The 12,161-nt window shown below is 67.0% G+C and carries 11 protein-coding genes; 4 read left to right on the forward strand and 7 right to left on the reverse strand.

Translation table 11 applies throughout. The features are described from left to right. The first annotated feature begins 28 nt into the window (after positions 1-28). Together AC5Y36_RS10265 and AC5Y36_RS10270 are read left to right on the forward strand one after the other, a co-directional pair. Positions 29-1,393 (forward strand): acetyl-CoA C-acetyltransferase, encoded by a 1,365-nt coding sequence (locus AC5Y36_RS10265; protein WP_500040824.1) that lies wholly within the window; start codon positions 29-31, stop codon positions 1,391-1,393. Positions 1,394-1,735: 342 nt separating this feature from the next. Next, positions 1,736-2,662, forward strand: coding sequence for a TIGR03564 family F420-dependent LLM class oxidoreductase (locus AC5Y36_RS10270; RefSeq protein WP_500040776.1), 927 nt, complete (start codon positions 1,736-1,738; stop codon positions 2,660-2,662). 99 nt (positions 2,663-2,761) lie between these two features. Here the strand turns inward: AC5Y36_RS10270 and AC5Y36_RS10275 are convergent, their stop codons facing one another. From AC5Y36_RS10275 to AC5Y36_RS10285, 3 genes are all read right to left on the reverse strand, one after another. After that, positions 2,762-3,475, reverse strand: a complete 714-nt coding sequence (locus tag AC5Y36_RS10275) for a DJ-1/PfpI family protein (RefSeq protein WP_500040777.1) — start codon at positions 3,473-3,475, stop codon at positions 2,762-2,764. A 17-nt stretch (positions 3,476-3,492) separates the two neighbouring features. Beyond that, entirely contained in the window at positions 3,493-4,458 is a 966-nt protein-coding gene (locus AC5Y36_RS10280; RefSeq protein ID WP_500040778.1) for a GlxA family transcriptional regulator, read from the reverse strand. Positions 4,459-4,655: 197 nt separating this feature from the next. Continuing rightward, positions 4,656-6,494 carry an acyl-CoA dehydrogenase gene (locus AC5Y36_RS10285; RefSeq protein WP_500040779.1) on the reverse strand — a complete coding sequence of 613 codons (1,839 nt, stop codon included), beginning with the start codon at positions 6,492-6,494 and terminating at the stop codon, positions 4,656-4,658. A gap of 240 nt (positions 6,495-6,734) precedes the next feature. On the opposite strand from AC5Y36_RS10285, the gene AC5Y36_RS10290 reads away from it, so the two are divergent. Further along, positions 6,735-7,223, forward strand: a complete 489-nt coding sequence (locus AC5Y36_RS10290) for a flavin reductase family protein (protein WP_500040780.1) — start codon at positions 6,735-6,737, stop codon at positions 7,221-7,223. A 66-nt stretch (positions 7,224-7,289) separates the two neighbouring features. Here the strand turns inward: AC5Y36_RS10290 and AC5Y36_RS10295 are convergent, their stop codons facing one another. The 4 genes from AC5Y36_RS10295 to AC5Y36_RS10310 form a co-directional block, all read right to left on the reverse strand. Then, on the reverse strand, positions 7,290-8,036 hold the full coding sequence (locus AC5Y36_RS10295; RefSeq protein WP_500040781.1) for a succinate dehydrogenase/fumarate reductase iron-sulfur subunit: 747 nt from the start codon (positions 8,034-8,036) through the stop codon (positions 7,290-7,292). Next, positions 8,037-9,977 carry a fumarate reductase/succinate dehydrogenase flavoprotein subunit gene (locus AC5Y36_RS10300; RefSeq protein WP_500040782.1) on the reverse strand — a complete coding sequence of 647 codons (1,941 nt, stop codon included), beginning with the start codon at positions 9,975-9,977 and terminating at the stop codon, positions 8,037-8,039. A 41-nt stretch (positions 9,978-10,018) separates the two neighbouring features. Continuing rightward, positions 10,019-10,849, reverse strand: coding sequence for a succinate dehydrogenase subunit SdhC (sdhC, locus tag AC5Y36_RS10305; protein ID WP_500040783.1), 831 nt, complete (start codon positions 10,847-10,849; stop codon positions 10,019-10,021). A 67-nt stretch (positions 10,850-10,916) separates the two neighbouring features. Then, the gene (locus AC5Y36_RS10310; protein ID WP_500040784.1) at positions 10,917-11,213 is read right to left on the reverse strand and encodes an Rv0250c family protein; all 297 of its coding nucleotides are present in this window, start codon (positions 11,211-11,213) and stop codon (positions 10,917-10,919) included. Between the two features lie 130 nt (positions 11,214-11,343). Here AC5Y36_RS10310 and AC5Y36_RS10315 point away from each other — a divergent pair, with 130 nt between their 5' ends. Further along, positions 11,344-12,105, forward strand: a complete 762-nt coding sequence (locus AC5Y36_RS10315) for an isocitrate lyase/PEP mutase family protein (RefSeq protein ID WP_500040785.1) — start codon at positions 11,344-11,346, stop codon at positions 12,103-12,105. Positions 12,106-12,161 lie beyond the last annotated feature (56 nt).

Below are 12,161 nucleotides of genomic sequence, written 5' to 3' on the forward strand. Positions count from 1 at the left end.
TTACTCCAGAGTAAGAACTGTGGGTAGTATGACCCCGACGGCCGACCATTCCAATCGACCCCACGGAGGCATCGTGGCGACAGCAAGTGCCAAGAAGAACACCGCCGGACGCCGCGTTGCGGTGCTCGGCGGCAACCGTATTCCGTTCGCGCGTTCCGACGGCGCCTACGCCCAGGCATCCAACCAGGACATGTTCACCGCCGCGCTGGGCGGTCTGGTGGACCGGTTTGGTCTGGCCGGGGAGCGGCTCGACGCGGTGATCGGCGGCGCGGTGCTCAAGCACAGCCGCGACTTCAACCTGATGCGTGAATGCGTGCTGGGCTCGGCGCTGTCGGCGTACACGCCGGCGTTCGACATCCAGCAGGCCTGCGGCACCGGCCTGCAGGCGGCGATCGCCGCAGCCGACGGGATTGCCGCCGGGCGCTACGAGGTGGCCGCGGCCGGCGGGGTGGACACCACCTCCGACGCCCCGATCGCGTTCGGCAACGACCTGCGCCAGACCCTGCTGGGGCTGCGTCGCTCCAAGTCCAACGTGCAGCGGCTCAAGCTGGTCGGCAAGCTGCCGGCCAGTCTCGGCGTGGAGATCCCGGTGAACAGCGAGCCGCGCACCGGCATGTCGATGGGTGATCACGCCGCCGTCACCGCCAAGGCGATGGGCATCGCCCGCGTCGCGCAGGACGAATTGGCCGCGGCCAGTCACCAGAAGATGGCCGCCGCCTACGACCGCGGCTTCTTCGACGACCTGATCACCGGATTCCTGGGCCTGTACCGCGACGACAACCTGCGGCCCAACTCGAGCGTGGAGAAACTGGCCACGCTGCGCCCGGTGTTCGGCGCCAAGGCCGGCGACGCCACGATGACCGCGGGCAACTCCACCCCGCTGACCGACGGCGCCTCGGTCGCATTGCTGGCCAGCGAGCAGTGGGCGGCCGAGCACTCGCTGACACCGCTGGCCTACTTCGTCGACTTCGAGACCGCCGCGGTCGACTACGTCAACGGCCCGGACGGACTGTTGATGGCCCCGACCTACGCGGTGCCCCGGCTGCTGGCCCGCAACGGCCTCACGCTCGGTGACTTCGACTTCTACGAGATCCACGAGGCGTTCGCCTCGGTGGTGCTGGCCCATCTGCAGGCCTGGGAATCCGAGGAGTACTGCACGCAGCGGCTGGGCCTGGACGCCGCGCTGGGGGCCATCGACCGGTCCAAGCTCAACGTCAACGGGTCGTCGCTGGCCGCCGGGCACCCGTTCGCCGCGACCGGCGGACGAATCCTGGCGCAGACCGCCAAACAGCTGGCCGAGCGCAAGGCCGAGCAGCCCGACAAGCCGCTGCGCGCGCTGATCTCCATCTGCGCCGCCGGTGGTCAGGGAGTCACCGCGATTCTGGAGGCGTGAGACGTTTGTCTGCGCCGTCGACGGGTAGCCGGTAGGTCGGATTACCCCGTGCGCTTGTCAACCCCGACCGACGACCACACGGGGTAATCCCTGGGCAACCCGTCGCCGGACAGGGGGGATCCGGCGATGGGTTTCTTGCCCGGAACCTCTTCTCGCGCGACGAAATCAGGAGTACGCTCGCACATTACGACGGGTTCGGGAGTGACCGATCCAAACAGCCGGTAGAGCGGGTGCAATCCGGCGGCGCAGGACATAGGGCGACGCCCCGCAGTCCTCCCGAACCCGCCTTACTTTGTCTCCATCCGGTTGAGTTGCGCCCCCATCCCGTTGAGGCGGTACGCCATGCAGATCAGCACGCTCACATCGCTCAGCGACTCCGCAGGCCGGTCCCCGGTCGATGCCACCGTCGAACGACTGGCCCAGCTGCGCGACGAAGGATTCCGCCGGGTCTGGCTGACCCAGATGCCGTTTGAACCCGACCTGCTGACGGTGCTGGCCGTCGCGCTGCGCGAGGTCGACACACTCGAGGTCGCCACCGGGGTGATCCCCATCCAGAATCAGCATCCGATGCTGCTGGCGCAGCGCGCGCTGACCCTCAGCTTGATCGGCAACGGACGCTTCGTCCTCGGTCTGGGGATGACCCATCAGGCGGTCACCGAGGGCATGTGGGGCATTCCGTGGGACAAGCCGGTGCGGCGGCTGCGCGAATATCTCGACGGCCTGCAGCCGCTGCTGGCCGGACAACCGGCCGACGCCCCCGGCGAGACCGTCACCACCCGCGGCGCACTGCGGATTGCCGGTGCGCCGGCCCCGGATGTGTACATCGCCGCGCTGGGCCCGCAGCTGTTGAAGTTGGCCGGCCAGCGCACCGCCGGAACGGTCACCTGGATGACGGGTCCCAAGACGCTCGGTGAGCACATCGGGCCGGGGCTGCGTGGTGCTGCCGCTGCGGCCGGTCGGCCCGACGGCGCGGTCCGGGTGGTTGCCGCCCTGCCGGTCGCCGTCACCGACGACGTCGACGCCGCGCGCGCGGTGGCCGCCCAGCAGTTCGCCATGTACGGGCATCTGCCGTCCTACCGGGCGATGCTTGACCGGGAGGGCTTCACCGGCCCCGAGGACGCCGCCATCATCGGCGACGAACGCACCGTCGCCGACCGCATCGACGGACTGCGGGGCGTCGGGGTCGACGAGTTCGTCGGCATCGCCTTCGACGAGTCGGCCGAGGGCCGCGCCCGCACCCGCGCGCTACTGCGGCAGCTGGACCGGTAGGACGACGGCGTCTGCGCCCGCAATTACTGCCCGAGCGGCACTTTCACGACGCGACGCGCCGCGGAGGCGTCGTGAAAGTGGCTCTCGCGGAAGCCGGACTTAGCGGCGCCCGGAGCGTGCGGCGCTGAGCGCCCGATCCCACAACAGCAGGGTGGCGGACTTCAGCTGAGCCGGTTTCGCCAGATCCTTGGCCATCAGCGCGGTGGCTGCGGCTTTCGTCTTGGCCGACGCCTTGGACATGTGGCCGGAGTCGAACGGCGGCTGCGGGTCGTATTCCATCGACAACTGGATGACCTTGGCGCGTTCCTCGCCGCCGATCCGGCCGGCCAGCCACAGACCGAGGTCGATGCCCGCCGACACCCCGGCGCAAGTGACGATGTCGCCTTCGTGCACGATGCGCTCGTCACCGACCGGGGTGGTGCCGAACGCCTTCAGGGCGGGCAGCGCCATCCAGTGTGACGTGGCCCGCTTGCCGGTGAGCAGGCCGGCGGCGGCCAGGATCATCGAACCCGAGCACACCGAGGCCGTCCAGGTCGCGGTGACATGTGCGTGCCGCACCCAGTCCAGCAGCTTCTCGTCGCGGGCATGCGTCATCGTCGTCATGCCACCCGGAATCAAAATCAGGTCAGGGGAGGGGGTTTCGTCGAAGGAATGCGTTGCCCCGACGACCAGCACACCGGAATCCGCGGCGATCGGACCGGGTTCGTGCCACACGAAGCGAACCGCGGCGTCCGGCAGCCAGCGCAGCACCTCGTAGGGGCCGATGAAATCCAGGGCAGTGAAGCCGGGGTACAGCACGATGGCGATTTGCATGAGAGTCCTTTCCGGGTTCAGGCGAAGGTCTTGCGGTAGTGGTCGGGGGAGATGCCCAGGCGGCGGATGAAGGTGCGGCGCAGGGTTTCCGCGGTGCCGAAGCCGCACCGGCCGGCGATCGCGACGACGGTGTCATCGGTCTCCTCGAGCTGCCGGCGCGCGGCCTCGGTGCGCACCTGCTCCACATAGGCGCCGGGCGCCACCCCGATCTCCTCGGTGAACACCCGGGTGAAATGCCGCGGACTCATCGCGGCCCGGGCGGCCAGGTCGGTGATGCGGTGTGGGCCACCGGGTTCGGACTCGACGGCATCCTGCACGTCGCGGATCGGGGCCCGGCGGGCCCGGGGCACCCAGACCGGCGCGGCGAACTGGGTCTGCCCGCCGGGCCGGCGCAGGTACAGCACCAACCAGCGGGCCACCGTCTGCGCGACATCCGTGCCGTAATCGTCCTCCACCAACGCCAGCGCCAGATCGATGCCGGCGGTGACCCCGGCCGCCGTCCACACGGTCGGCGAGCTGCGGACGAAGATCGGCTCCGGATCGACGGTGATCGCCGGGAATTCACGCGCCAGCGCATCGGCGAACGCCCAGTGCGTGGTGGCGCGGCACCCGTCGAGCAGGCCCGCCTGCGCGGCCAGGAATGCTCCGGTGCACACGCTGACCACCCGCCGCGCCTGCGGCGCCGCCGCGGTGACCCAGGCGATCAGCCGCGGGTCGTGGCGAGCCTGGTGGACACCGGAGCCGCCGGGCAGGATCAGGGTGTCGATCCGGTCATCCGGGTCGGGCAGTTCGGCACCGGAGAGGGCCAACCCGGCCGGAGTGGACACCGTCTGCCCGTCGACCGAGACCACCGTCGGCTGGTAGGCGTCGGCAGTCTTGCGGGCGGCCAGCGCCAGCGACGCGGAGGAGAACACCTCGAACGGGCCGACCACGTCGAGCGCCTGAATGCCCGGATAGCCGAGGATCACCACGTTGCGGGTCATGGTGACCAGTGTCGACCGAGCGAGGCGATGGCGTCTACGCCATATATCCCACAAATCAGGACATCACGATTACCACCGAGCAGACGCAAAAGTGCTGTTGTAACGCGGTTACTGGGCACATTTGTGTCTGCTCGACCATGCAGACAATGCAACAGGCCCCCAAGGGATCACCCCGGGGGCCTGCGCGGTCTGCGGATTTAGAAAGCCGCTTCGTCGAGCTCCATGATGTCGTTGTCAAGGGTCTCGATCACCTGACGGGTGCTGGTGAGCAGCGGCAGGAAGTTCTTGGCGAAGAAGGACGCCACCGCGATCTTGCCCTCGTAGAAGGCGCGGTCGGCGTCGCTGGCCCCGGCATCGAGCTTCTCGACCGCCACGGCAGCCTGACGCTGCAGCAGCCACCCGATCACCAGGTCACCAACCGCCATCAGGAACCGCACCGAGCCCAGACCCACCTTGTAGAGGCTGGAGATGTCCTCCTGCGCGGCCATCAGGTAGCCGGTCAGCGATGCAGCCATCGCCTGCACGTCGGCCAGCGCGGTCGCCAGCAGCTCCCGCTCGGACTTCAGCCGGCCGTTGCCGGTCTCGTTCTTGACGAACTCGTCGATCTGCCCGGCCACGTGAGCCAGCGCCACACCCTTGTCGCGGACGATCTTGCGGAAGAAGAAGTCCTGAGCCTGGATCGCCGTGGTGCCCTCGTAGAGCGAGTCGATCTTGGCGTCGCGGATGTACTGCTCGATCGGGTAGTCCTGCAGGAAGCCCGACCCGCCCAGGGTCTGCAGGCTCTCGGTGAGCTTGGCGTAGGCCTGTTCGGAGCCCACACCCTTGACGATCGGCAGCATCAGGTCGTTGACCTTCAGGGCCAGCTCGGCGTCGTCTACGCCGTGCACCGCCTTGGCCACCGAGGCGTCCTGGTAGGTCGCGGTGTACAGGTACAGCGCGCGCAACCCCTCGGCATAGGCCTTCTGGGTCATCAGGGCCCGGCGGACGTCGGGGTGATGCGTGATGGTCACCCGGGGCGCGGTCTTGTCGGTCATCTGGGTCAGGTCGGCGCCCTGCACCCGCTCCTTGGCGTACTCCAGAGCGTTGAGGTAGCCGGTGGACAGCGTCGCGATGGCCTTGGTGCCCACCATCATGCGGGCCTGCTCGATGACGTCGAACATCTGCGCAATACCGTCGTGCACCTCGCCGACCAGCCAGCCCTTGGCGGGGACGCCGTGCTGACCGAACGTCAGCTCACAGGTGGTCGACGCCTTGAGGCCCATCTTGTGCTCGACGTTGGTGACGAACACACCGTTGCGCTCGCCCATCTTGTTCGTCTCGAAGTCGAACAGCACCTTGGGCACGAAGAACAGCGACAGCCCCTTGGTGCCCGGCTTGCCGCCCTCGGGGCGGGCCAGCACCAGGTGGAAGATGTTCTCGAACATGTCGTCGGAGTCCGCGGAGGTGATGAACCGCTTCACGCCGTCGATGTGCCAGGAGCCGTCGTCCTGCTTGACGGCCTTGGTCCGACCGGCACCCACATCCGAGCCGGCGTCGGGCTCGGTGAGCACCATGGTGGATCCCCAGCCGCGCTCGGCGGCGGTGATGGCCCACTTCTTCTGCTCCTCGGTGGCGAGGTGGTAGAAGATGCTGGCGAATCCGGCGCCGCCGGCGTACATCCACACCGCGGGGTTGGCGCCGAGGATGTGCTCGTTCAGCGCCCAGACCAGCACGCGCGGCGCCGGCATGCCGCCGAGCTCTTCGGGGAGACCGACCTTGTCCCAGCCGCCCTCGATGACCGCGGCAACCGACTTCTTGAAGCCCTCGGGGATCGTCACCGAGTGGGTCTCGGGGTGGAAGACCGGGGGGTTGCGGTCGGTGTCGACGAACGACGCGGCGATCGGTCCATCGGCCAGACGCGCCATCTCCGCGAGCATCTCGCGCACGGTGTCGACGTCCAGGTCGCTGAAGTCGCCCTCGCCCAGTACCTTGTCGACACCGAACACCTCGAAGAGGTTGAACTCCTGGTCACGAACATTGCTCTTGTAGTGGCTCACTACATTCCTCCTCAATGAGAATGCCACCTGTGGTTGGGTACTCCATGATTAAGTTACCCACCAGTAACCTTGCTAAAGGTAACTTGTCAGTAACTTGAGTGCAAGTGATTGTGACGTAGATTCCACCAACCGGTTGGGTTCATCGGGCTTGTGCCCTTTGACCTGCGACGACGCGGTGCGGCTTCGACAACGGTGCCGGTGTCACGGGGAGTGTCGCCCCATGTGATGATGGATCCCGAAATGGGTAGCGCGGAAAGCTTGACACCGACGTCATTGCGAGAGGCCTTCGGGCACTTTCCAACCGGCGTGATCGCCATTGCCGCCGAGGTGGACAACACCCTGGTGGGCCTGGCGGCCAGCACCTTCGTACCGGTGTCCCTGGACCCGCCGCTGGTGTCGTTCTGCGTGCAGAACTCCTCGACGACCTGGCCGAAACTCAAAGACCTGCCGCTGCTGGGCATCAGTGTGCTCGGCGAGGCGCACGACGCCGCCGCCCGCACGCTGGCCGCCAAGACCGGGGATCGGTTCGCCGGGCTGGACACGGTCACCAACGAGCGCGGCGCCGTCTTCATCAAGGGCACCAGCCTGTGGCTGGAGACCGCCATCGAGCAACTGGTCGAGGCCGGTGATCACACCATCGTCATCCTGCGGGTGCACGGCCTGACGGTGGATACCGCGGTGGCGCCCATCGTGTTCCACCGCAGCGTCTTCCGCCGGCTCGGCGAATAGCACCGGCACCGGCTGAAACGCCGCGACCCCCGACTGCCGGGCAGTCAGGGGTCGTAGCGGGGAACGTCAGCGACGGAACAACTTGTTGCCCAGCCACACGATCGGGTCGTAGCGGTCGCCGGCGACCCGCTCCTTCATCGGGATCAGGGCGTTGTCGGTGATCTTGATGTGCTCAGGGCAGACCTCGGTGCAGCACTTGGTGATATTGCACAACCCCAGCCCCGCCTGGTCCTGAGCCAGGTCCCGCCGGTCGGCGGTGTCCAGCGGGTGCATTTCGAGCTCCGCGATGCGCATCAGGAACCGCGGACCGGAGAATGCTTCCTTGTTCTCCTCGTGGTCACGGATCACGTGGCAGACATTCTGGCACAGGAAGCATTCGATGCACTTGCGGAACTCCTGCGAGCGCTCGACATCGCGCTGATCCATCCGGTACTCGCCGGGCTGCAGGTCCTTGGGCGGCGTGAACGACGGGATCTCGCGTGCCTTCTGGTAGTTGAACGACACGTCGGTGACCAGGTCCCGCATCACCGGGAAGGTGCGCAGCGGGGTCACGGTGATGACCTCGTCCTGGGTGAAGGTGGACATCCGGGTCATGCACAGCAGTTTCGGCATGCCGTTGATCTCCGCCGAACACGACCCGCACTTGCCGGCCTTGCAGTTCCACCGGACCGCCAGGTCGGGGGTCTGGGTGGCCTGCAGGCGGTGGATGATGTCGAGCACCACCTCGCCCTCGTTGACCTCGACGGTGAAGTCCTCCAGCGCGCCGCCCTCGTCGTCGCCGCGCCAGACCCGCATCTTCGCGTTGTACGCCATCTAGCTGCTCCGTCCAGGGTGTTGGGCCAGCTCGTCGTTGGTGAAGTACTTCTCCAGCTCGCCGATCTCGAACAACTCCAGCAGGTCCTCGCGCATCGGGATCTGCGGTTCCTTGGTCACGCTGACGTTGGGCACCACCGGGTCATCGCCTGTAGTGCGGCAGACCAGCAGCGTCCGACGCCACTCGGCGTCCATCGCCGGATGGTCGTCGCGGGTGTGTCCGCCGCGGCTCTCGGTGCGCGCCAGCGCCGCCTTGGCGACGCATTCGCTGACCAGCAACATGTTGCGCAGGTCGATTGCCAGGTGCCAGCCGGGATTGAACTGTCGGTGGCCCTCGACGGCGACATTCGCGAAGCGGGCCTTGAGCTCCTCCAGCTTCACCATGGCCTGCTCGATCTCGTCGGCCTTGCGGATGATCCCGACCAGCTCGTTCATCGACTCCTGCAGTTCGGCGTGCAGCGTGTAGGGGTTCTCCGCCTTGGCCGAACCGTCGGGCCCCGCTGGACCATCGAACGGCGCCAGCGCCAGCTTGGCCGCCGCGTCGACCGCCTCGGGGGAAACCGCCGGACGGCTGGTGAGCTTCTGCACGTAGTCGGCCGCGCCGAGCCCGGCCCGCCGGCCGAACACCAGCAGGTCCGACAGCGAGTTGCCGCCCAGCCGGTTGGAGCCGTGCATGCCGCCCGAGCACTCCCCGGCGGCGAACAACCCGGGTGTGGTCGCCGCCCCGGTGTCCGGGTCGACCTCGATACCGCCCATCACGTAGTGGCAGGTGGGTCCGACTTCCATGGGGACCTTCGTGATGTCCACCTCGGCCAGCTCCATGAACTGGTGGTACATCGACGGCAGCCGCCGCTTGATCTCCTCGGGTGTCAGCCGGGAGGCGATGTCGAGGTAGACGCCGCCGTGTGGAGTGCCGCGTCCGGCCTTGACCTCGGAGTTGATCGCGCGGGCCACCTCGTCACGCGGCAGCAGGTCCGGGGTACGCCGGGCCGAGTCGTTGTCCTTGAGCCACTGGTCGGCTTCTTGCTCAGTCTCGGCGTACTGGCCTTTGAACACCGGCGGGATGTAGTCGAACATGAACCGGGTGCCGTCGGAGTTCTTGAGCACCCCGCCGTCACCCCGGACACCCTCGGTGACCAGGATGCCCTTCACGCTGGGCGGCCACACCATGCCCGTCGGGTGGAACTGGATGAACTCCATGTTGATCAGCGTCGCCCCGGCGCGCAGCGCCAGCGCGTGGCCGTCGCCGGTGTACTCCCAGGAGTTCGAGGTCACCTTGAACGATTTGCCGATGCCGCCGGTCGCCAAGACCACCGCCGGCGCCTCGAACAGCACGAAGCCGCCGCTCTCGCGCCAGTAGCCGAACGCACCGGAAATACGTTTTGTGTCACCGGCCCCCTCGTCCACGACCAGCTCGGTGATGGTGCACTCCATGAACACCTTGATCCGCGCCTCGTAGTCACCGAACTCGGCGTAATCCTCCTGCTGCAGCGAGACGATCTTCTGCTGCATGGTGCGGATCAGCTCCAGACCGGTGCGGTCACCGACGTGGGCCAGCCGCGGGTAGGTGTGTCCACCGAAGTTGCGCTGGTTGATCCGGCCGTCCTTGGTGCGGTCGAACAGGGCACCGTAGGTCTCCAGCTCCCACACCCGATCCGGTGCCTCGCGGGCGTGCAACTCGGCCATCCGCCAGTTGTTGAGGAACTTGCCGCCACGCATGGTGTCGCCGAAGTGGACCTTCCAGTTGTCCTTGGAGTTGACGTTGCCCATCGACGCCGCGCAACCACCCTCGGCCATCACCGTGTGCGCCTTACCGAACAGCGACTTACACACCACGGCGACCCGCAGGCCGCGTTCCCGCGCCTCGATCACCGCGCGCAGCCCCGCGCCGCCGGCACCGATCACGACCACGTCGTAGGCGTGCCGTTCGACCTCAACCATGAAACCTCGCTTGTTCTCAAACCGGATATGGGCGTTAGTTGCTAGCCAATGAATCGCAGGTCACTGATGGTGCCGCTGGCCACCAACATGATGTAGAAATCAGTCAGCATCAGGGTGCCCAGCGTGATCCAGGCGTATTGCTTGTGATGCACGTTGATCTTGCTGACCTGAGACCAGATCCAGTAGCGCACTGGGTTCTTGGAGAAGTGCTTGAGCCGCCCGCCGGTCACGTGCCGGCAGGAATGGCAGGACAGCGTGTAGATCCACAGCATGATGACGTTGCCGAGCAGGACGAGGTTTCCCAGCCCGAAGCCGAAGCCGTGCGGGCCGTCCTCGGAGTGGAACGCGACGATGGCGTCGTAGCTGTTGATGATCGAGATGATGGCGGCGATGTAGAAGAAGTACCGGTGGGTGTTCTGGATGATCAGCGGGAACCGGGTCTCGCCGGTGTAACCGGCCCGCGGCTCGGGGATCGCGCAGCCGGTCGGCGACTGCCACACCGTGCGGTAGTAGGCGCCCCGGTAGTAGTAGCAGGTCAGCCGGAACAGCAGCAGAAACGGCAGCGTCAGCGCCGCATACGGCAACCACCACACGTCGGGCATCAGCTGGGGCCAGAACTCGCTGGCCTCTTTCAGGCAGCCCTTGTTGACGCACGGTGAGTAGAACGGCGTCAGGTAGTGGTACTTCTCGACGAAGTAGTGATTCTGCTGGAATGCGCGCGCGGTCGCGTAGATGAGGAATGCGGCGAAGCCCAGGTCGATGCGCAGCGGAGACATCCACCAGCGGTCGGTGCGCAGGGTTCGCTGGGATATGCGGGCGCGGGTCCCGGAGAAAACGCCGGTCCCCGGGCGGTTCGCGGTCGGTGCGCTCATCTGGTCTGATCCTCTACGTGGTTCATCAGGGGTGCTCAGGCTGGGCACCCGGTATCGCGGGGATAGGTCAGGGTTTGTCCTGGCCGCCGACACCTTCGTCGTCGACGTCGCGCCAGAACTCGAAGTCGTAGTCGGTGTCGGGAATCTGGATCTTCTCCTGCGTGTGCTGTGCCGCCCAGCGCTCCAGGTCGAGTTCGTTGGCGTCGATGTCGAGCAATTCGACGTCGCTGAGGATGCGCTCGGCGTCCAGGACGATTCGGCGCATCCCGGGGGCTTCACCGAACCGCGACTTCAACGCGGTCACGCACCGGCGTAGGCCACCGATCAAGTTGTGGAGCTCGGCCAGTTCGGCGGTGCTGGACAACGGACCTCCTTGGGCTGAAGGTGTCAAGGGTCACATTACGACACCCGATGCTAGCGACATCACGAACCCGGCGTGAGACAGGTCACGTCTGGGTTCCGTCCCGGACGATCGACATGGAAAGGTTGACGAAATGCCCAGTCAGGACGTTCTGGCCGAGCGGGCTTCGGCCCTGCTGGCCCTGCACCAACCCGGTAATCCGGTGATCCTGCCGACCGTGTGGGACGCCTGGTCGGCGAAGTTGGCGGTTCAGGCGGGCTTTGCGGCTCTGACGGTGGGCAGCCACCCGGTGTCCGATTCGATCGGCAAGGCCGACAACGAGGGGATGAGTTTCGACGACCTGCTCGCCCGCGTCGCGCAGATCACCGACGCGGTGGCGGTGCCGGTGTCGGTCGACATCGAATCCGGCTACGGGCAGGCGCCGGCCAGGCTGATCGACGGACTGCTCAGCGTCGGCGCCGTCGGGCTCAACATCGAGGACAGCGTGCACAGCGAGGGCAAGCGGCTGCGGTCATCGGGCGAGCATGCCGAACTGGTCGGGGGTCTGCGCGCCGCGGCGGACAGCGCCGGGGTGCACGTGGTGGTCAACGCGCGCACGGATCTGTTCCTGCGCAAGGACGGTGACGACGCCGATCGGGTCGATCGCGCGGTGGCCCGGTTGACCGAGTCCGCGCAGGCAGGCGCCGACGTGCTGTACCCGGTCGGCCGCCACGACCCGGATACGTTGCGGCGCTTGGCGGCTGAGCTGCCGCTGCCGGTCAACGCGATCGCGGTGCCGGATCAGGATGATCCGGCCGCGTTCGGGCCGCTGGGTGTGGCGCGGATCAGCTTCGGCCCGTTCTTCCAGGCCGCACTGGGCGCCCACGCCAAGCAGATCCTGACCCGCTGGGCGTAACGCGTAACTTAGCGCCACCAGACGCAAATGTGCCCATTTCCCGCGGGAAATGGGCA

The organism is Mycobacterium sp. NGS50 (assembly GCF_059812545.1).